This is a genomic window from Enterobacter sp. Ag1 (assembly GCA_000277545.1).
Classification (GTDB): domain Bacteria; phylum Pseudomonadota; class Gammaproteobacteria; order Enterobacterales; family Enterobacteriaceae; genus Cedecea.
Window position 1 is genome coordinate 1 of the sequence record AKXM01000058.1, and the last position, 18633, is coordinate 18633.

An 18633-nucleotide genomic window follows, 5' to 3' on the forward strand; every position below is an offset into this window, starting at 1 on the left:
TAGTGGTGCCCGGACTCGGAATCGAACCAAGGACACGGGGATTTTCAATCCCCTGCTCTACCGACTGAGCTATCCGGGCAACGGGGCGCATTAAACCGTAAACCCCATTCCGCGTCAATGGCTTTGTTGCACGGCACGGTGCGTTTGCCTGATTTATGTGCGGGCTGTTACAGACTTCATGTTGAACCCCCTGGCAGAAGGTGCCATGATTGCGCCAGTTTTCTTATCCACTACGGGGCGCCTTGATGTTCACTCTCAATTCCCATGCATCTTTCGGGATGGTGCTCGTCCGTGCTGCTATAACCTTCCGAAGTCCCTTGCTCACCATGCGGTGAGGGCAATGCTTGCTCGCTGCAGGACATCAGTAAAATCAGGAATCTCCTGGTTTTACTGATGTCTGGCGGTCGAAGTGGATTCACACCTAAGACCTTCAGAACGCCTTCGTTGGGGAATTTTCCCTTTGCCGTGCCGGATGGCACTCACTCATCCTTGCAGACGGGGATTTGTGCTTATGAAATCACTGAAAATTGCCGCCAGCCACGACGTGGCTGCATTACTCTCAACGCATCGTGAAGTGGTCACGCTCGACGAGACCGACTTCACCGATGTGGCGGCAGTTGTCATCTCCGTTGCGGACAGCCGCAGCGGCATTCTGGCCTTGCTTAAACGCTCGGGTTTTAATTTGCCGGTGTTTATTTTTAGCGAAACCGCCGTTGACGGTTTGCCTGCGGTAACCGGCGTGATTGCCGGGAAAGCGCAGGATTTTCTGGAGCTGGAAACCGCGGCCAGCGGCTACGAAGAAGATCTGTTGCCACCGTTCTTCAACACGCTGACCAAATACGTGGCGATGGGCAACAGCACTTTTGCCTGCCCGGGGCACCAGCACGGGAAATTCTTTAAAAAACACCCGGCGGGACGGCAGTTTTATGATTTCTTTGGTGAGAACGTATTTCGTGCAGACATGTGCAACGCGGACGTTAAGCTGGGTGACCTGCTGATCCACGAAGGCTCAGCTAAGCACGCGCAGAAGTTTGCCGCGAAAGTTTTCCACGCCGACAAAACTTATTTCGTGCTTAACGGTACCTCTGCGGCGAACAAAGTGGTGACCAATGCTCTACTGACACGCGGCGATCTGGTGCTGTTTGACCGCAACAACCATAAATCAAACCACCACGGCGCACTCATCCAGGCCGGTGCTACGCCGGTTTATCTGGAAGCTTCCCGCAATCCCTTTGGCTTTATCGGCGGCATTGATGCGCACTGTTTTGATGAGAAATACCTGCGGGAGCTGATTACGGAAGTGGCACCTGAACGAGCTCAGGAGGCAAGGCCTTTCCGCCTGGCGGTGATCCAGCTCGGCACCTATGACGGCACAATTTATAACGCTCGCCAGGTGGTAGATAACATCGGCCATCTGTGCGATTACATCCTCTTTGATTCGGCCTGGGTCGGCTACGAGCAGTTTATTCCGATGATGGCGGACTGTTCGCCGCTGTTACTGGAGCTGAATGAAAACGATCCGGGGATCTTTGTCACTCAGTCGGTTCACAAGCAGCAGGCCGGATTCTCCCAGACTTCGCAGATCCATAAGAAAGATAACCATCTTCGCGGTCAGGCCCGTTTTTGCCCGCACAAGCGGCTTAACAATGCTTTCATGCTGCATGCTTCAACCAGTCCGTTTTACCCGCTGTTTGCCGCGCTGGATGTAAATGCCAAGATCCACGAGGGAGAAAGTGGTCGTCGCCTGTGGGCGGAATGTGTGGCACTGGGCATTGAAGCACGCAAGGCGATTATCGCTAACTGTAAGATGATCAAACCGTTTATTCCGCCGGAAGTGGCCGGGCGGCCGTGGCAGGATCACCCCACGGAGAAGATTGCTCAGGAGCGCCGCTTCTTCAGCTTTGAACCCGGTGAGCGCTGGCACGGTTTTGAAGGTTATGCGAAGGACGAATATTTTGTCGATCCCTGCAAGCTGCTTCTAACCACGCCGGGCATCGATCCCGAAACCGGGCGCTACACCGAGTTCGGTGTGCCAGCGGCAATCCTCGCTAACTATCTGCGTGAAAACGGAATTGTGCCGGAGAAGTCGGATCTTAACTCGATCTTGTTCCTGCTTACCCCGGCGGAGAGCCACGAGAAGCTGGCTCAGCTGGTGGCCATGCTGGCGCAGTTTGAACAGCATATTGAGGACGACACGCCGCTGGCGGATGTGCTGCCCACGATTTATCAGAAATACCCGGTGCGCTACAAGGGCTACACCCTGCGCCAGCTTTGCCAGGAGATGCACGATCTGTACGTGAGTTTTGAGGTCAAAGAGCTGCAGAAGGCGATGTTCCGCAAGGAGAGCCTGCCTGCCGTGGTGGTGAACCCGCAGGACGCCAACATCGAGTTTATTCGCGGCAACGTGGAGCTGGTGCGCCTGAGCGAATCTGAAGGACGTATCGCGGCGGAAGGCGCGTTGCCTTATCCTCCGGGCGTGCTTTGCGTGGTGCCGGGTGAAGTTTGGGGCGGGGCGGCACTGCGTTACTTCCTGGCGCTGGAAGAGGGCGTGAATATGCTGCCGGGCTTCTCCCCTGAGCTGCAGGGCGTGTACAGCGAGACGGATTCGGACGGCATTAAGCGGCTGTACGGCTACATGCTGAAGTAAGAGGGAATAGCCCCTCACCCCAGCCCTCTCCCCAAGGGGGCGAGGGAGGAAAGAAGGGTGAAGAAGTGTATTCCCGGAAAGTCCCCTCTCCCTTTTAGGGAGAGGGTTAGGGAGAGGGTAAATTACCGCCGGCGATAGCTCTTCTGGGCGTTATTCACTTTGTACAGGTAACGACGAGACTCTGCGGACGGATGTCGCGTGGTCAACGTTTGATAGACATCGCCCGGCGCCATGCTGTTAATCAGGCTAAACGCCTGCATCTTATCGTTAGAGAACACCCGCAGCACGCTGCCCGCGCCGCCGTTATAGGCCGTAATCACCGCATAGCGACGTGACGTTGGGTTATCAATCTGCCCCAGATAGCTGTTCTGCAAAATCGCCAGATAGGCCGTGCCGGTATCAATGTTGCTTTCCGGGTCGAACAGGAAGCTGCGGCTTGGTTTGCCCCATTTCCCCTGCGCCTTAAACACGTCAACCCCGGCGCTGTGCTGAACAACCTGCATCAGGCCCAGTGCATCCGCGTGGCTTACCGCATACGGGTTGAAGCTGGATTCCGTCTGCATGATGGCCAGAATCAGTGACTCGTCCACGCCGTATTTCTTCGACGCTTTACGCACCATACCGATGTATTTATGTGCTCGTTTGTCGAGGTGGTTAGGCACAAGATTGATGGTCACGCTATAGACGATTTTCAGCCCAGTACTGCGCTTTTGCAGACGCGTTTGCAGCAGGTAGTCGGCAAACTTCGTCGCACGGCCTTCCCAGCGAATGGGCTGGCCGGTGTTATCCACGACCTGCCCGTAAAGGAACGGCTCTTTGGAGATCTGGACGTCGTTGGCATCGGAATAGAGATCTATTGAGCCAGGATCGTCCCCCATCAGCAGGGTCGTAATGATGGCCTGACGCAGGTGCGCGGCAGGGTCGGTGCCCGCGATGGTCTCAACGGTGATGGTACCTTCGTCGAAGTTGATGTGGCTACGCGTCAGATATTGGTCGGTATATTTGACGTAATCCTTCGGGCCTGCGATCAGGACCTCTTTCATACCCCAGATATTTTCGATGTTGTTGGCAAACTGCCCCATCAAAATATCAAACCCGTTGGTGTCCTTTACGTAGGCTTCGTTAAAAGCGTCATCGCCTTTTTTACTGGAGCAGGAGATCAGCAACGGGGCCACGAGAGCCAGCGCGAGAAGTTTTTTCATCATTCCGTGTATGCGTGTTGTGTTTGCAAAAAGGTGCCGACGATTACTGTTTTTCTGGCGGGGTGAAGCCTTCGATATGGACTTCTTTCCCTTCAAACAGGAAATTGACCATCTCGTTTTCCAGCTCTTTGCGGTGTTCCGGGTTCATCATGCTCATCTTTCTTTCATTGATCAGCATGGTCTGCTTGGACTGCCACTGCGCCCAGGCTTCTTTGGAGATTTCGTTGTAGATCCGCTTGCCCAGTTCGCCCGGGTACAGCTGGAAATCCTGGCCTTCAGCGTCGCGCTGCAGGTAAGTACAAAAAATCGTTCTGCTCATGATTATTCCTCTTCTTCGGCACGAACGGGCGCTAAGGCAACCGGTTCGGCTCGTAATTGTTGTAGCAGGCGTTCCACGGGAGCCGCCAGCCCGACAGACGGTGGCTGGCCTAAGTTATACCAGAGAGCGGGGCCTTCATCCATGCAGCCGTCCATGGACGACACCGGAAGCCACATCGGCACAATGTCTAAATGGAAATGGCTAAAGGTGTGGCGGAAAGCCGTTAACTGAGTGAGATTATCTGCCGGAATACCTCTCTGCTCCAGCCAGCGCTGTAATTCCTGTTCTTCAGCGAACTGTGGGAAGCAGAATAGGCCTCCCCATAGCCCGACCGCCGGACGCTGCGCCAGGAAGACTTCATCGCCATGCTGCATCATCAGCATATAGCCGGTGCGTTCAGGCAGCGTCACTTTAGGCTTCTTGCCGGGATAGTTCGCCCAGCTGTGGTTGGCATAGGCCACGCAGCCGTTGTTCAGCGGGCAAAGCTCGCATTTTGGCTTTGAGCGGGTGCAGACCATGGCCCCGAGGTCCATCATCGCCTGATTAAACTGGCTAACGCCCTGTGCAGGGGTTACGCGTTCGCTGATTTCCCAGAGGCGGTTTTCAACCTCTTTTTTGCCCGGCCAGCCGGAAACGGCATAGCAACGGGCGAGCACGCGCTTTACGTTGCCATCGAGAATCGGGAAGTGTTTACCCAACGAAAGAGACAGAATCGCGCCTGCGGTTGAGCGCCCGACGCCAGGCAGGTCGGCCACTTCGTCATACGTTTGAGGGAAAACGCCACCGTGTTTATTGGCAACCTGCTTAGCGGCTTTATGCAGATTGCGCGCGCGGGCGTAATAACCCAGCCCCGTCCACAGGTGCAGCACTTCGTCCAGCGGGGCGTTCGCCAGGTCGGTCACGGTGGGGAAACGCGCCATAAAGCGCTCAAAATAAGGGATGACCGTCGCGACCTGGGTTTGTTGCAACATTACCTCAGAGAGCCATACTTTATAAGGCGTTTTCTCCTGCTGCCACGGCAGGGTTTTGCGCCCATACTTGTGGTACCAGTCGAGGACTTGTTGGGCGAATTGAGGAGCTTGCATGGTCAACGCGGGATATCCGGCAAAGGTGTAATAAAGGAGCCGATTCCAGCACAGCGGCGTAAAGCTGTAAACCGGAACTTTCTGCCACTTGCTTCTCATCCTTAACTTTGGATAATGCCCGTTTCCCGAACACTAAGCGAAGCGTTAAGAAAACCATGAAGAATGACGTCATTTCACCGGAATTTAATGAAGAAGGCCGTGTGCTGCGCCGCATCCGCAGCTTTGTCCGTCGCCAGGGGCGTCTGACAAAAGGCCAGCAGCACGCGCTGGATAACTACTGGCCGGTGATGGGCGTTGAGTTCCAGGCCGAGCCTGCCGACTTTAGCGAGATTTTTGGCCGCGAAGCGCCTGTCACGCTGGAGATCGGTTTTGGTATGGGCACTTCGCTGGTAACCATGGCGGAAACCAATCCGCAGCATAACTATCTCGGTATTGAAGTGCATTCGCCGGGCGTGGGCGCCTGCCTGAGCACCGCGCATGAGGCCGGCGTGGAGAACCTCCGCGTGATGTGCCACGACGCGGTGGAAGTGCTGGAAAACATGATTCCTGACAATTCTTTGAACATGGTTCAGCTGTTTTTCCCTGATCCATGGCATAAAGCACGTCATAATAAACGCCGTATTGTTCAGGCACCGTTTGCTGACCTGGTAAAACGCAAGCTGAAGCTGGGCGGCGTGTTCCATATGGCTACCGACTGGGAACCTTATGCTGAACATATGCTCGAAGTGATGTCCTCTATCGAAGGGTATAAAAACCAGTCGGAGAGTCACGACTACGTACCGCGTCCGGACTCACGTCCGGTAACCAAATTTGAACAACGTGGCCATCGTCTTGGTCACGGCGTATGGGACTTAATGTTCGAGAGGGTGAAATAATGGCAAAGAATCGTAGCCGTCGTCTGCGTAAGAAAATGCATATCGAAGAGTTCCAGGAACTGGGATTCTCGATTGCCTGGCGCTTCCCGGAGGGCACTTCCGAAGAGCAAATTGATAAAACCGTGGACGAGCTGATCGCCGAAGTGATCGCGCCGAACAAGCTGGCGTTTGACGGCAGCGGTTACCTGGTCTGGGAAGGTCTGGTGTGCATGGAAGAGATTGGCAAATGCACCGAAGAGCATCAGGCGCTGGTGCGTAAATGGTTAGAAGACCGCAAGCTCGAAGATGTTCGCATCAGCGATCTGTTCGACGTCTGGTGGGATTAAGCTTTAGCAAAAACAGGCTGGTTAATTAACCGGCCTTTTTTTCAGGAGCTGATTTTTCAGGAGAAAATATGATCCGTAAGGTTCTTTTAGGCGCGCTGCTGGTCACCGCCGCTTCGGCACACGCGGACTATCAGTGCAGCGTCAATCCACGTGATGACGTGGTGATTAACCCGCAGTCCGTGCAGGTTGTGGGTGAGAACGGCAATCTGGTCATCGCGCCTGACGGCAGCGTGCAATACAACGGTGTTCAGAAGACGCTGACCGCTGCACAGCGCCAGCAGGCGCTGAACTACCAGAAAGCCCTGCGCACGGATTTACCGTGGATCGATAATGGGGCTCGCTCTCGCGTAGAGAAAAGCCGCGTCGCGCTGGACGGCATTATTGCTAAACAGGTCGGGGAAAGCAGCAGCATGCGTAACCGCCTGACCAAGCTGGATGCCCAGCTAAAAGAGCAGATGAACCGGATTATTGAGCGCCGCCAGGACGGGCTGACGTTCCATTATAAAGCGGTCGATCAGGTGAGAGCCGATGGCCAGCAGTTGGTGAACCAGGCGATGGGCGGCATTCTGCAGGACAGCATTAATGAAATGGGCGCGCAGGCGGTGCTGAAAGGCGGCGGCAACCCGCTGCAGAATGTGCTGGGTAACCTGGGCGGTCTGCAAACGGCGGTTCAGAACGAATGGAATAATCAGCAGGCTGATTTTGAACAGTTCGGCCACGAGGTGTGTAACCGGGTGGTGTCGCTGGAAAATCAGCGTAAAGGGCTTGTGGGGGCGCTGAAGTAATTTTCCCCTCACCCTAACCCTCTCCCCTAAGGGGAGAGGGGATAAACCATGTTCCCTTTCGCCAGTTCTTTCCCTCAAAGAGAGAGGGAATAAGTCATGTCGCCCATCACTTGTTTTCCCCCTCTCCCTCTGGGAGAGGGCCGGGGTGAGGGTAAAAACTTACGCTTCGTCGGCTAAAAACAGCTCCAGCAGGGAATTTAAAAACAGTTTCCCGTGCTCGGTTATCTGCCAGTGTTCATCCGTTTCCGTCATATAGTTTTTCGCCAGCGCCTCATCCAACTGCGGGCGAATTATCGCTTCATCTAAACCGGTATAAAGCGTGAACTCACTGCGTGGTGCGGTCTCCAGCAGGCGGAAACGGTTCATAAAGAATTCGAACGGTTTGTCTGCCTGCTCAACGTCATGCTGGCGGTCGAGGTACTTTCCTTCCATGTAGCCGCGCGGATGGCGCGTTTTCGCCGTGCGCGTAATGCGCCCGTCCGGGAAGGTGATTTTGCCGTGCGCGCCGCAGCCAATCCCCAAATAGTCGCCAAAGCGCCAGTAGTTCAGGTTGTGCTGACACTGATAACCGGGCTTAGCATAGGCTGAGGTTTCGTATTGCTGGTAGCCCGCGGCGGTCAGTAGCTTATCGCCTTGCTCGAAGATATCCCACAGCGCGTCGTCGTCCGGTAACTTCGGCGGACGTGATCCAAACAGCGTGTTCGGCTCGATGGTCAACTGATACCAGGAAAGATGCGGGGGATTCAGGGCAATGGCCTGGCGCAGATCGTCCAATGCCTCTTCGAGCGACTGGTCAGGTAGGCCGTGCATCAGGTCAAGGTTAAAGCTGCGCAGCCCCAGGCCGCTTGCCAGGTTCGCGGCACGTTTGGCTTCACCCGCATCATGAATACGGCCCAGGCGCTTTAATTTGGGCTCGCTAAAGCTCTGAACGCCGATAGAAATACGATTCACACCCGCTTTCTGGTAGCCAACAAAGCGGTCGGCTTCGACCGTGCCGGGGTTGGCTTCCATGGTGATTTCTGTGTCGCCCGCCAGCTTCAGGCGTGAGCGCACGCCGTCCAGCAGCGTTTGCATGGCTTCGCTGGAGAGCAGGCTTGGCGTACCGCCGCCAATGAAAATAGTCTTTACCTCACGCCCCTGAGCAAGCGCCACGTCGCGGTCGAGGTCGTGCAGCAGATGGCTCACGTATTCGTCGTGCGGCACGTCGCCTTTCAGCGCGTGGGAGTTGAAGTCACAGTACGGGCACTTCTGTACGCACCACGGGATGTGAATGTAGAGACTAAGAGGTGGCAAATTAGCCATTACGCATTGCTTCCAGTAACAGTTTCAGCGCTTGCCCACGGTGGGAGATCGCGCTCTTTTCATCGCGGGTTAGTTCCGCCGCGGTTTTACCCTCGGAAGGAACGTAGAAGATAGGATCGTAGCCAAAGCCACCTTGCCCTGCTGGCGCGTGGGTAATCACGCCCGGCCAACTACCGTGAAACACCAGCGGCGTTGGGTCTTCCGCGTGACGCATATAGACGAGCACGCAGTGGAACTGAGCCTGGCGTTTGTCGTCCGGCACGTCGTTGAGCGCTTCCAGAAGCTTGTCGAGGTTCTGCCGATCGCTGGCATCCCCGCCCGCGTAGCGTGCGGAATAGATACCCGGTGCGCCGCCCAGCGCATCCACCGCCAGGCCGGAATCGTCGGCCAGCGCCGGTAGCCCGGTCACTTTAGCCGCATGGCGAGCCTTGAGAATCGCATTCTCAATAAAGGTCAGGCCGGTCTCTTCGACAGACTCTACGTTCAGCTCGGTTTGCGCGACCACATCGAAGCCAAAATCCGCCAGCAGATTGGCGAGTTCACGCACTTTACCGGCGTTACCGGTAGCTAATACGACTTTTTGCATAGTCAGTCCTGTGTTATTCGAGGGGGGCAATCAATGCCGCGACTTCCGTCGGGATCTGCTGCGGGCCGATAATTTTAACTTGTTTATGGCGACCAAGTTCGCCTTTCTCTATCACGACCTGGCCTTTCGCTACCCTGAATTGTTTGGCCAGATATTTTACCAGGTGAGCGTTGGCCTGCCCGTCTACCGGTGGTGCGGTGATGGCGACTTTTAACTCGTCGCCATGCATACCGACCAGGCTATCGCGGCTGGCCTTGGGCTGAATATACAGCCGCAGAACCAGCCCGTCAGGCTGCTGTGTCACAGCACTCAAATCGCGTACCAAAGGCCAGGGAACAGGTCCATACCGAGGTAGTTCAGCGCATAAAGAATAAGAATGACCACCATGGCGGAGAAATCAATGCCGCCCATCGCAGGCAAGATGCGGCGAATCGGCGCCATCATTGGCTCGGTCATTTGCATCAGCACGTATTCAATAGGGCTGCGGCCCTGGCTTATCCAGCTCATCAGGGAACGAACGATGATCACCCAGAACACCAGGGTACCGGCTGATTTCAGCAGCGACAGCACGCCGATGAGTAAGTTTAATGGATCGAGCGACAGCCCGCCGGACTGGATCAGCAGCAGAATAGGGAATTTCAGCGTGGTGAGTATAAATGCCACCAGCAGGGATGAGGTGTCAATAGGGCCCAGGGATGGCAGTACGCGACGAAGCGGTCCGACAACGGGCTGGGTAACTTTAACGATGAACTGGGCAAACGGGTTGTAGAAATCACAGCGCGCCCACTGCATCCAGATACGGATAAGCAGCACCATTACGTAAAGCTCAATCAGGGTTTTGACCAGGAAAGTCAACGTAAGCATGGTTTTCCTCAAAAATGATGGTGATTAACGAGCGGGATAATCCCGCGCGCCGAAAATAGCGGTTCCAATGCGCACCATGGTGCTGCCTGCGGCAATCGCGGCTTCCATGTCATCGGTCATGCCGAGAGATAATGTATCGATCGTGGTAAAGCGGGCTTTGAGTGCATTACAGGCCTCTGCCATTTTGCGGCAAACGGTAAGCTGGCGCTCGTAATCCGGTTCTGGCGCAGGGATGGCCATCAGGCCTCGCAGCGTCAGTCCCGGTAAGGCCGCCACTTCGGCAGCTAACTGCTCCAGCTCACTCAGCGCGATGCCGGACTTACTGTTTTCGTCGCTGATATTAATTTGAATCAGTACGTTTAGCGGCGGCAACGTCGACGGGCGTTGTTCGCTGAGTCTGCTGGCAATTTTCAGCCGATCGACGGTATGGCACCAGTCAAAATTCTCCGCCACAAGGCGGCTTTTATTCGACTGCAGCGGCCCGATAAAGTGCCACTCCAGCCCTGTTACACCTTGTTCAGCAAAGTGGTGAATCTTATCCACGCCTTCCTGCACATAGTTTTCGCCAAAGGCGCGTTGCCCGGCAGCAATCGCTTCTGCGAGGGCGCTCGCAGGCTTGGTTTTGCTGACTGCAAGCAGAGTCACTTCTTCGGGGCTTCTGCCGCAACGTGCCGCAGCGGCTGAGATTTTCCCATGTACCTGTGCCAGATTGTGCGCTATCTCATTCATGATCGTTGGAAGTGATATGGATATCGAAGAAATTGTGGCCCTTAGTGTAAAGCATAATGTCTCCGATCTACACCTGTGCGCGCGCCAGGCGGCACGCTGGCGAAAGTGTGGCAGGCTGGAAGCGTGCCCGGAGAAGGTGCCGGAAGTCGAAGAGGTTCTCAACGGATGGTTAAATGAGGAGCAAAAGTTGCAGCTTAGCCGCGCCGGCCAGCTCGATTTTTCACTTACGCTCACGAACGGTTTCAGGCTGCGCGGCAATGCTTTTCGCCATCAGGAAGGTTATTCGCTGGCGCTTAGATTACTCGCGTCTTCTTGTCCGGATCTGCATACGCTTGGCGCACCGTCCCAACTGAAGGCGCTTTTACGGGAAAGTGAAGGGCTGATACTGGTGACAGGTGCTACCGGGAGCGGGAAGTCTACAACCCTTGCCGCGATGATTCAGCATCTCAACCAGCATCTTGACGGCCATGTGCTAACGCTTGAAGACCCCATCGAATTTATTCACGCCTCTGGCCGCTGCCTGATTCAGCAGCGCGAGCCCGGTCTGCACTGTGAAAGCTATGCAGCAGCGCTAAAAGCCGCTTTAAGGGAAGATCCGGACGTCATCCTGCTGGGCGAGCTCAGGGATAGCGAGACGGTTGGCCTGGCGCTGACCGCGGCAGAAACAGGGCATTTGGTTCTGGCGACATTGCACACACGCGGTGCTGCTCAGGCGGTAGAACGGCTGGTGGACGTGTTCCCTGCTCAGGAGAAAAGCCTGATTCAAACTCAGCTTGCCGGAAGCCTGAAAGCGGTGCTGGCACAAAAGCTTGTACCGGCGACTGACGGTGGCCGGGTGGCGCTGTACGAACTCTTGGTCAATACCCCGGCTGTGGCAAATTTGATTCGTGAGGGGAAGACGCATCAACTGCCTGGCGTGCTGCAAACCGGCCAGCAGCATGGCATGCAAAGCTTTGCCCAGAGCGAGGCGCTGCTGCTGCGTGAAGGTAGGATTGCTGGAAACGATCGGGCAGCCAGCGGGCCATGGGAGGCGACGTTTTGAACGCTTTTATTGCCGTGATGTGTATTGGTGTGTATATTATCCATCATTCAGGGAGAGCATGATGACCTCTGCTGAGCTGATAAAGGAATTGAGGGCCACGGGGTGCGAACCCGTCAGGCGTTCTGGGGGTAGCCACTGGATCTGGTGGTCACCTACAACCGGAAAAACGTTCCCCGTTCCGCATCCCAAAAAGGATTTGCCCGTCGGTACCGTCAAATCCATTTGTAAAATGGCAGGCATTTAGTCTGTCGCTGCCGGAGGTTGATGATGTTTTTTTCCGTTGGTGTGGAATTACCCGCAACTGAAAACGAAGCGTTTGGCCTGGTCGTGCCCGCGCTATGCAATGATGAATTTGGCTGCGTATCGGCCGCAGACAGTCAGGTGGATATCGGCCCGATGGTGCAGGATGCGGTGCTGTCGATTGTGGATTTAATGGTGGAGAGCGGCAAAGACATTACTCAACTGTGTGATGCGGGGCCTTTTGCTTATGCCGCAGACCCGGAGTACGGCTACTGCCAGCAATGGCTGCTGGTTGATGTGGATTTATCCGCGCTGGAAGGAAAGCAGCAGCGGCTAAACATCATGCTGCCAGACGCGCTGCTGCGGCGTATTGATTCCCGGGTAAAACAGCCCTCTTCAGGCTACCGGGACCGCAGCCATTTTTTGGCGATTGCCGCAAGGCATGAACTGCTGAACGCAGGGAACGACGCGCCCGGCAGTTAAGTCCTTCACGGGTGGTACTCGAACCAGCTTTCAAGAATAATCACCGCAGAAGCGGAGTCGATGCTGCCTTTGTTGAGGGCGCGGAAACCACCGTGTTCGAATAACCCGGCGCGGGCTTCGACGGTGCTCAGCCGCTCGTCCTGCAGGGAGACTTTCACGCCAAAGCGGCCGTGCAGGCGGTTCGCAAACTTGCGGGCTCTCGCGGTCAGGGGTTGTTCGGTGCCATCCATATTCAGCGGCAGGCCGACAACGACTTCTTCCGGCTGCCACTCTTTCAGGATTTTTTCTACCGCATTCCAGTCCGGAGTGCCGTCCTGCGCCTTGAGCGCGGTTAACGGGCGCGCAGTGCCGGTAATGCGCTGGCCGATGGCGACGCCGATACTTTTGGTGCCGAAGTCAAAAGCCATTAAAGTTCCACTGCTCATCAGGCGTGCCCCGCTTCGCTTGGCATGGTGTGGATATCGATACCTATCAGACGGGCGGCCTCGCGCCAGCGCTCTGAAATGGGCGTATGGAACAAGATCTCAGGCGAAGCAGGAGCCGTCAGCCATGAGTTTTCCATGATCTCCTGCTCAAGCTGCCCCTTTTCCCAGGAAGCATAGCCGAGGGCAACAATCACCTCTTTCGGCTGTTTGGCCGTGCCTAACGTTTCCAGCACATCACGGGAAGTTGTAATCACCGTGTCGTCGGAGATGCGAATGCTTGAGCCGAAGTTGTCCGGCGGTGAGTGCAGAATAAACCCGCGATCTTCCGCCAGCGGGCCGCCAATAAATACGGGTTTATCCAGTCGAATCGTAGCGTCGCGCGGGTCTGGTTCTATTTTTAGCTTTTCGAGAACGCCATCCACCTGCAGGTTTTCCAGCGGTTTATTGATGATAATGCCCATCGCGCCTTCATCGTTGTATTCACAGATATAAACTACGGAGCGCTTAAATAAAGGGTCCTGGAGAGCCGGCATGGCAATAAGAAAGTGATGCTGTAAATTCATTGTCAGAGGTTCTGATCCCGGTTGATAAAAGCGGCAGTGGCTGCGCGAAGTGTGGCCAGCTTACCACTAATGAAGGAAGGCGGGCTACCCGCCGTGAATCGTGCCTTCGAAGGGGGAAGGCGGGTAACAGCTACCCGCCAGATGCGCTTAGTGAGCGAGGCGTTTTTCGATGGCGTCGAACAGCATCCCGGTGATCGACACAGGGAATTCAGCTTCGATTTCGCGGATGCAGGTTGGGCTGGTGACGTTAATCTCGGTCAGGCGATCGCCGATAATATCCAGACCAACAAAAATCAGCCCTTTGGCTTTCAGCGTAGGCCCAACGCGGCGGGCAATTTCCCAGTCGCTGTCGGTCAACGGACGTGGTTCACCACGGCCACCGGCGGCCAGGTTACCGCGGGTCTCACCACCCTGCGGAATACGAGCCAGGCAGTAAGGTACCGGCTCGCCGTCGACCACCAGCACGCGTTTATCACCGTCTTTAATGGCAGGCAGGTAGTTCTGCGCCATGCAGTAGCGGGTACCCAGTTCGGTCAGCGTTTCGGCGATAACGCCGATGTTTGGGTCATCCTGTTTCACGCGGAAAATAGAGGCGCCACCCATACCGTCCAGCGGTTTCATAATGATGTCGCCGTGCTGCTGCCAGAAGGCTTTCAGCTGAGCTTTGTTACGGGTGACCAGCGTTTCCGGCGTTAAGTCGGCAAACCAGGCGGTGAACAGCTTTTCGTTACAGTCGCGCAGGCTCTGCGGTTTGTTAACGATCAGCGTGCCTTTCTCTTCTGCGCGCTCAAGAATATAGGTCGCGTAGATAAATTCAGTGTCGAACGGCGGGTCTTTGCGCATCAGTACCACGTTCAGATCGGCCAGGGCGATATCTTGCTCGGTGCCAAACTCATACCACTTATCGTAGTTCTGCTCGACGCTGAGCAGGCGCGTGCGGGCACGCGCTTCGCCGTTGTTCAGATACAGGTCGGCCATTTCCATGTAGTGCAGTTCGTAACCACGACGCTGCGCTTCCAGCAGCATGGCGAAGCTGGAGTCTTTTTTAATGTTGATGTGTGCGATGGGGTCCATCACGATGCCGAGCTTGATCATTGTTGTTCTCCTTTAGCCCAGGTCGCCAAAGCGCACCTGCAGTGCGGTGATGGCGGTGAGCGCGGTGGTCTCAGTACGCAGAACGCGCGGTCCCAACAGAATATCAGTAAATTGGTGCTCTGCGGTCATGGCAATCTCATCTGCAGACAGGCCGCCTTCCGGGCCAATCAGCAGGCGGACGCGCTCGACCGGCTGCGGCAGCGTGTTGATGCTGGCGCTGGCTCGCGGATGCAGATTGAGCTTCAGGGCGTCATCCTGCTCGGCGCACCAGGCGGCCAGGTCCATCGCCGGGCGAATGTCTGGCACCCGGTTGCGGCCGCATTGCTCACAGGCGGCAATCGCAATCTTTTGCCACTGCTGGAGTTTCTTGTTCAGCCTTTCCGCATCCAGTTTTACCCCGCAGCGCTCGGAAAACAATGGTGTAATCTCGTTCACACCCAGCTCCACGGCTTTTTGAATGGTGAATTCCATCTTTTCGCCGCGGGACATGACCTGGCCGAGATGCAGCCAGAGCGGTGACTCACGGTCGTCCTCGTTGCCCGCCAGGATTTTAACGCGCACGCTTTTTTTATCCGCCTGCACGATTTCCGCGTCGAACACCTGATTGCTGCCGTCGAACAGCTGAATAGCCTGGCCCGCGGTCATGCGCAGCACGCGTCCAACGTGGTTAGCCGCATCTTCGCTCAGGGCAACGTCCTGGCCAACGGAAAGATTTTCAGGATGGTGAATGCGGGGTATACGCATGAAGTGAGTTCCGGTTAGTTGCGCTGCAGGAATGGGCTCTTATCCTGACTCTATCCCAAAAAGGGAGAGGGGATTTTCGCCCCCTTGTTCTGTAGGTCGAGGGCGATATTCGTCACAGCAAATAAAGAATTGCCGCTAGTGTAGGTTAGCTGTTTCGCGCCTGGCAAGCCCGCAGCACATATGGATTATGATTGCCCTGGACTTTCGCAATGCGCTCATCCCGCTCGCACTCCCAGGTGTTGACCGGGTAGCGTTTATCCCAGGCCTGGAATAATTGAGTCTGCTGGCGAGAAAGCGACAGCTGGTATTGGTCGCGCATGTAGAAATAAGTGCGCGCAATTGCGCCTCGAGCGCGTTCCGGCGGCTCGGCCACTTTATCCTTAAAATCAATTTTCATTGCGCACTGGCCGTATTGGCTTTCGCCGCCGTTCCATTGGCTGTACATGAAGTTATTTCTGTCGGCGTTAACCTCGCCCACGGCAGGCTGCAGGTTATGCATATCGCTTTCTATTTTGCGGTATACCGGATCTTTGGCGCAGTTTTTACGTCCACCGTCTTGCCAGCACTGCAGCAGGTGGCCGAACTGCCAGGCAGGCATGACGTGCTCCCATTCAATGCGGGTGGCCCGGTTTTCGTTCTTCCGCACTTTATAGCCACAGGACTCAAGGTCCGGGATACCCTTTTTACCCTGCCAACTAATTTTACAGCCGCAGTAGAAGTCGCCCGGAGCATCGGCGTTGACCTTGACGCCTGCGGTTTTTGCTTGTGCGAAGCTATTGATGCCGTTGCTGAAGGCGGGAAGCGAACTGAAGGCTGCAACGAATGCAACAGCCCAAGAAATTTTGCGAGACATTTCCAGAATCCTTACTAAAACGTGCCCGCACCCTACCTGATCGGATATCCAGTTTCAATCAGAGGCAGTGTAAAAATTCCAGAAATAAACGATTAATTACATGGGGTTGTAACGTCGAGTTTTAATAACTGGCCGCAATGAGTGCAGCGATATTCGGCTTCGCCGCGCAGCACCCGATTGTGGCGGCGCACGGTGAGCTGATGCTGCTGGCAAGGGCAGCGGTAGGGGAAGGTATTTTTGCGTACCGAATCGACTTCAAATTTATGCGTGCGGCGGGCCGGGACGCCGAGCACGGTTTCCATCATCCATTTCCATTCCTTGCCGTGGGGGGCGACGCGGCCAAAGTGCTTCCATACCAGCAGGTGAGCCAGCTCATGAGGGACAACTTCTGCGACAAAAGCCTGCTGATTTTCCATCAGCAGCACCGGATTCAGGCGAATTTCGTTGCTTTCCAGCCAGGCAGTGCCGGCGGCGGTGCCGCGCTGCTGATAGACCACTTTGGGCTCAGGATAATGGGTGCCTAAATGCGCGTTGGCCTGCTGAAGTTTTTCACGCAGACAGCGCATAACGGCTTGCTGGAGAGCGATAGGGAGTCTGAGGGCTTTCATACCGGCAGAGAATAATGGGGCAGGAAGCGCGGTGCAAGCCCCTCCCGTTACCGGAAGGGGCTTTCAGGACTCAGTTGTGTGCGCCGATTTCGCGTAATTTACGGCCTTTCATCAGGTTACGTTCGATGTGTTCCAGAGAGACATGTTTCGTCTCAGGAATAAGCCACAGCGTCAGGACGATAAAGAACAGGTTCAGCGCCGCATAAACCCAGAAGGTGTTAGCGTTGCCCAGCGTGTTCAGCATAGTCAGGAAGGTGGCGCCGACAATCATATTGGCAATCCAGTTGGTGGCGGTGGAGCAGGTGATGCCGAAATCGCGCCCTTTGAGCGGCTGGATTTCCGAACACAGCACCCAAATCAGCGGGCCAGCGCTCATGGCGAAGCCAACGATAAACATCAGCAGCATGGCAACCGCAAAGTACTGCGCGCCCTGGGAATGGATGCCGACGTGTAGCATGGTGCCCAGCACGCCCATGCCGACGGCCATGACCAGGAAGCCGAGCACCAGCGTAGGTTTACGTCCCCAGCGGTCAACCAGACCGATAGCAATAAAGGTAGCCAGCACGTTAATCAGGCCCACGATCACGGTGCCCCACATTTGCTGCGTGGTATTCGCGAACCCGGCAATTTCGAAGATTTTTGGTGCGTAGTACATGATGACGTTCATGCCGGTGAACTGCTGCATGACCTGCAGCAATACGCCAAGAAAGACCGCCCGGCGGAAGTTCGAGTTGTCCTTAAACAGCGACCACCCGCTTTGTTTCACCTTCAGGCTTTCGCGGATTTCCTCCAGCTCACGTTTCGCCTCTGCGCTGGTATCGCGCAGGCGCAGCAGCACGCGTTCAGCATCGTGGAAGCGGCGCTTGGCGGCAAACCAGCGCGGACTGTCCGGCAGGAAGAACACGCCAACCAGCAGTAGCAGAGCGGGAAGAGTGATCACGCCCAGCATCCAGCGCCAGGATTCGGTGTAGCTGAAAGCTGTATCGGAGAGATAAGCGCCCAGAATACCGATGGTGATCATCAGTTGGTACATGGAGATCATGCTGCCACGGATCTTCTCCGGCGCAATTTCTGACAGGTAAAGCGGGGCGGTGTAGGAAGCGACGCCTACGGCCAGGCCCAGCAGGACACGAGACACGATCAACACTTCAACGTTGGGCGCAAAGGCCGAGAACAGGGAACCGAGCACAAACAGCACGGCACCTATCATCAGGCTGTATTTTCTCCCCAGTTTGAAAGAGAGCCAGCCGCTGCCGATGGCCCCGACGGCTGCCCCGAACATCATCGAACTCACCACCCATTCCTGGGTGTGGGAGGTGATGGCAAAGTCTTTAGCGATAAACGGCAGCGCACCGGCAATCACCCCAATGTCCAGGCCGAACAGCAGGCCGGCGAGCGCGGCGAGGAAGCAGACAAAAAAGGTCATGCTTTTGTTGGAGCGCCCGGTTTTTTTATTGTCAGGCATATCGCCCTCCACGTGGATTTTTTCGGATTTGACGTTTTTAAGGGTAGGGCAGTAAACGGCGGAAGTGTGTGATGATAATCACAGTGATGTAATCGTTTACACTGGGGGTCTAAATTGAGAGGAAACTTAATGTTGATAAGACAGGGAATTTACGGCTAATAAAATCCGCCCTGCGGTTAAAAATCGGTGTTTGATGAGCTGTTTATGTAACAAATGATGTGCCTGAACGCACATATGAATAAAAGTGGCAATAAAGGCTATTCCTGTTATGTGTAATCGGTTTCAAATTGTTGCCGGTGATAGCAGGGAGCCAGGAGAAGAGAAACCTGTAGGTACAGAACCAAAAAGCAAAAGGCCAGCATAAGCTGGCCTTTAAAGTACAAAGCGGTGGCGGG

The 18633-nt window shown here is 55.5% G+C and carries 22 protein-coding genes and 1 tRNA gene; 7 read left to right on the forward strand and 16 right to left on the reverse strand.

The features are described 5' to 3' along the window. Positions 1-3: 3 nt before the first annotated feature. Positions 4-79, reverse strand: a tRNA-Phe gene (locus A936_RS21460). A 432-nt stretch (positions 80-511) separates the two neighbouring features. Here A936_RS21460 and A936_RS21465 point away from each other — a divergent pair. Next, on the forward strand, positions 512-2647 hold the full coding sequence (locus tag A936_RS21465; RefSeq protein WP_008461526.1) for an ornithine decarboxylase: 2136 nt from the start codon (positions 512-514) through the stop codon (positions 2645-2647). Positions 2648-2769: 122 nt separating this feature from the next. On the opposite strand, the gene mltC is transcribed toward A936_RS21465, so the two are convergent. From mltC to mutY, 3 genes are read right to left on the reverse strand one after another with little or no spacing between them, the layout of a single operon-like run. Beyond that, positions 2770-3849: a membrane-bound lytic murein transglycosylase MltC gene (mltC, locus tag A936_RS21470; protein WP_008461527.1), complete on the reverse strand. Its 1080-nt coding sequence runs from the start codon at positions 3847-3849 to the stop codon at positions 2770-2772. Between the two features lie 43 nt (positions 3850-3892). Beyond that, positions 3893-4168, reverse strand: a complete 276-nt coding sequence (locus A936_RS21475; protein WP_008461529.1) for an oxidative damage protection protein — start codon at positions 4166-4168, stop codon at positions 3893-3895. Between the two features lie 2 nt (positions 4169-4170). Beyond that, positions 4171-5253 (reverse strand): A/G-specific adenine glycosylase, encoded by a 1083-nt coding sequence (mutY, locus tag A936_RS21480; protein WP_034810149.1) that lies wholly within the window; start codon positions 5251-5253, stop codon positions 4171-4173. Positions 5254-5408: 155 nt separating this feature from the next. Here mutY and trmB point away from each other — a divergent pair, with 155 nt between their 5' ends. The 3 genes from trmB to A936_RS21495 all read left to right on the forward strand — a co-directional run bounded on the left by trmB (position 5409) and on the right by A936_RS21495 (position 7239). Next, positions 5409-6128, forward strand: coding sequence for a tRNA (guanosine(46)-N7)-methyltransferase TrmB (gene trmB / locus A936_RS21485; RefSeq protein WP_008461532.1), 720 nt, complete (start codon positions 5409-5411; stop codon positions 6126-6128). After that, on the forward strand, positions 6128-6454 hold the full coding sequence (locus tag A936_RS21490) for a YggL family protein (protein WP_008461534.1): 327 nt from the start codon (positions 6128-6130) through the stop codon (positions 6452-6454). Before trmB ends, A936_RS21490 begins: the two co-directional genes overlap by 1 nt. Positions 6455-6522: 68 nt before the next feature. Further along, a complete protein-coding gene (locus A936_RS21495) occupies positions 6523-7239 on the forward strand; it encodes a YggN family protein (RefSeq protein WP_008461536.1) in 717 nt (238 codons plus the stop codon). 159 nt (positions 7240-7398) lie between these two features. On the opposite strand, the gene hemW is transcribed toward A936_RS21495, so the two are convergent. The 5 genes from hemW to A936_RS21520 are packed head-to-tail and all read right to left on the reverse strand — an operon-like array spanning position 7399 to position 10720. Continuing rightward, the gene (gene hemW, locus A936_RS21500) at positions 7399-8541 is read right to left on the reverse strand and encodes a radical SAM family heme chaperone HemW (RefSeq protein WP_008461538.1); all 1143 of its coding nucleotides are present in this window, start codon (positions 8539-8541) and stop codon (positions 7399-7401) included. Next, complete coding sequence (locus A936_RS21505) at positions 8534-9127, reverse strand: XTP/dITP diphosphatase (RefSeq protein ID WP_008461540.1); 594 nt, start codon at positions 9125-9127, stop codon at positions 8534-8536. The genes hemW and A936_RS21505 overlap by 8 nt, the downstream gene beginning before the upstream one ends. Before the next feature lie 13 nt (positions 9128-9140). Next, complete coding sequence (gene yggU / locus A936_RS21510; protein WP_008461542.1) at positions 9141-9440, reverse strand: DUF167 family protein YggU; 300 nt, start codon at positions 9438-9440, stop codon at positions 9141-9143. Further along, the gene (locus A936_RS21515; RefSeq protein WP_008461544.1) at positions 9437-9991 is read right to left on the reverse strand and encodes a YggT family protein; all 555 of its coding nucleotides are present in this window, start codon (positions 9989-9991) and stop codon (positions 9437-9439) included. Before A936_RS21515 ends, yggU begins: the two co-directional genes overlap by 4 nt. A gap of 24 nt (positions 9992-10015) precedes the next feature. Next, entirely contained in the window at positions 10016-10720 is a 705-nt protein-coding gene (locus A936_RS21520; protein WP_008461545.1) for a YggS family pyridoxal phosphate-dependent enzyme, read from the reverse strand. 16 nt (positions 10721-10736) lie between these two features. On the opposite strand from A936_RS21520, the gene A936_RS21525 reads away from it, so the two are divergent. The 3 genes from A936_RS21525 to A936_RS21530 all read left to right on the forward strand — a co-directional run bounded on the left by A936_RS21525 (position 10737) and on the right by A936_RS21530 (position 12485). Beyond that, complete coding sequence (locus tag A936_RS21525) at positions 10737-11762, forward strand: type IV pilus twitching motility protein PilT (RefSeq protein WP_008461547.1); 1026 nt, start codon at positions 10737-10739, stop codon at positions 11760-11762. A gap of 61 nt (positions 11763-11823) precedes the next feature. After that, entirely contained in the window at positions 11824-12006 is a 183-nt protein-coding gene (locus A936_RS23110; protein ID WP_008461548.1) for a type II toxin-antitoxin system HicA family toxin, read from the forward strand. A gap of 23 nt (positions 12007-12029) precedes the next feature. After that, on the forward strand, positions 12030-12485 hold the full coding sequence (locus A936_RS21530) for a type II toxin-antitoxin system HicB family antitoxin (RefSeq protein ID WP_008461549.1): 456 nt from the start codon (positions 12030-12032) through the stop codon (positions 12483-12485). 5 nt (positions 12486-12490) lie between these two features. Here A936_RS21530 and ruvX read toward each other — a convergent pair whose 3' ends face one another. The 7 genes from ruvX to A936_RS21565 form a co-directional block, all read right to left on the reverse strand. Next, on the reverse strand, positions 12491-12910 hold the full coding sequence (gene ruvX / locus A936_RS21535) for a Holliday junction resolvase RuvX (protein ID WP_008461550.1): 420 nt from the start codon (positions 12908-12910) through the stop codon (positions 12491-12493). After that, on the reverse strand, positions 12910-13473 hold the full coding sequence (locus A936_RS21540; RefSeq protein ID WP_008461552.1) for a YqgE/AlgH family protein: 564 nt from the start codon (positions 13471-13473) through the stop codon (positions 12910-12912). The genes ruvX and A936_RS21540 overlap by 1 nt, the downstream gene beginning before the upstream one ends. Before the next feature lie 147 nt (positions 13474-13620). Continuing rightward, positions 13621-14568, reverse strand: coding sequence for a glutathione synthase (gene gshB / locus A936_RS21545; protein WP_008461555.1), 948 nt, complete (start codon positions 14566-14568; stop codon positions 13621-13623). 12 nt (positions 14569-14580) lie between these two features. Next, complete coding sequence (rsmE, locus tag A936_RS21550) at positions 14581-15312, reverse strand: 16S rRNA (uracil(1498)-N(3))-methyltransferase (protein WP_008461557.1); 732 nt, start codon at positions 15310-15312, stop codon at positions 14581-14583. 145 nt (positions 15313-15457) lie between these two features. Then, the gene (gene endA / locus A936_RS21555; RefSeq protein ID WP_008461559.1) at positions 15458-16165 is read right to left on the reverse strand and encodes a deoxyribonuclease I; all 708 of its coding nucleotides are present in this window, start codon (positions 16163-16165) and stop codon (positions 15458-15460) included. A 92-nt stretch (positions 16166-16257) separates the two neighbouring features. Next, entirely contained in the window at positions 16258-16773 is a 516-nt protein-coding gene (locus A936_RS21560) for a SprT family zinc-dependent metalloprotease (RefSeq protein ID WP_008461561.1), read from the reverse strand. 70 nt (positions 16774-16843) lie between these two features. Continuing rightward, positions 16844-18238: a sugar porter family MFS transporter gene (locus A936_RS21565; RefSeq protein ID WP_008461563.1), complete on the reverse strand. Its 1395-nt coding sequence runs from the start codon at positions 18236-18238 to the stop codon at positions 16844-16846. Between the last annotated feature and the right edge of the window lie 395 nt (positions 18239-18633).

Bases quoted from the DNA above. Each gene is read 5' to 3' on its own strand.
- endA (WP_008461559.1), bottom strand. From the start codon at position 16,165: ATGTCTCGCAAAATTTCTTGGGCTGTTGCATTCGTTGCAGCCTTCAGT.
- mltC (WP_008461527.1), bottom strand. From the start codon at position 3,849: ATGAAAAAACTTCTCGCGCTGGCTCTCGTGGCCCCGTTGCTGATCTCC.
- rsmE (WP_008461557.1), bottom strand. From the start codon at position 15,312: ATGCGTATACCCCGCATTCACCATCCTGAAAATCTTTCCGTTGGCCAG.
- A936_RS21530 (WP_008461549.1), top strand. From the start codon at position 12,030: ATGTTTTTTTCCGTTGGTGTGGAATTACCCGCAACTGAAAACGAAGCG.
- A936_RS21560 (WP_008461561.1), bottom strand. From the start codon at position 16,773: ATGAAAGCCCTCAGACTCCCTATCGCTCTCCAGCAAGCCGTTATGCGC.
- A936_RS21540 (WP_008461552.1), bottom strand. From the start codon at position 13,473: ATGAATTTACAGCATCACTTTCTTATTGCCATGCCGGCTCTCCAGGAC.
- A936_RS21515 (WP_008461544.1), bottom strand. From the start codon at position 9,991: ATGCTTACGTTGACTTTCCTGGTCAAAACCCTGATTGAGCTTTACGTA.
- A936_RS23110 (WP_008461548.1), top strand. From the start codon at position 11,824: ATGACCTCTGCTGAGCTGATAAAGGAATTGAGGGCCACGGGGTGCGAA.
- trmB (WP_008461532.1), top strand. From the start codon at position 5,409: ATGAAGAATGACGTCATTTCACCGGAATTTAATGAAGAAGGCCGTGTG.
- A936_RS21525 (WP_008461547.1), top strand. From the start codon at position 10,737: ATGGATATCGAAGAAATTGTGGCCCTTAGTGTAAAGCATAATGTCTCC.
- ruvX (WP_008461550.1), bottom strand. From the start codon at position 12,910: ATGAGCAGTGGAACTTTAATGGCTTTTGACTTCGGCACCAAAAGTATC.
- hemW (WP_008461538.1), bottom strand. From the start codon at position 8,541: ATGGCTAATTTGCCACCTCTTAGTCTCTACATTCACATCCCGTGGTGC.
- mutY (WP_034810149.1), bottom strand. From the start codon at position 5,253: ATGCAAGCTCCTCAATTCGCCCAACAAGTCCTCGACTGGTACCACAAG.
- gshB (WP_008461555.1), bottom strand. From the start codon at position 14,568: ATGATCAAGCTCGGCATCGTGATGGACCCCATCGCACACATCAACATT.
- A936_RS21520 (WP_008461545.1), bottom strand. From the start codon at position 10,720: ATGAATGAGATAGCGCACAATCTGGCACAGGTACATGGGAAAATCTCA.
- A936_RS21490 (WP_008461534.1), top strand. From the start codon at position 6,128: ATGGCAAAGAATCGTAGCCGTCGTCTGCGTAAGAAAATGCATATCGAA.
- A936_RS21475 (WP_008461529.1), bottom strand. From the start codon at position 4,168: ATGAGCAGAACGATTTTTTGTACTTACCTGCAGCGCGACGCTGAAGGC.
- A936_RS21495 (WP_008461536.1), top strand. From the start codon at position 6,523: ATGATCCGTAAGGTTCTTTTAGGCGCGCTGCTGGTCACCGCCGCTTCG.
- A936_RS21465 (WP_008461526.1), top strand. From the start codon at position 512: ATGAAATCACTGAAAATTGCCGCCAGCCACGACGTGGCTGCATTACTC.
- A936_RS21505 (WP_008461540.1), bottom strand. From the start codon at position 9,127: ATGCAAAAAGTCGTATTAGCTACCGGTAACGCCGGTAAAGTGCGTGAA.
- A936_RS21565 (WP_008461563.1), bottom strand. From the start codon at position 18,238: ATGCCTGACAATAAAAAAACCGGGCGCTCCAACAAAAGCATGACCTTT.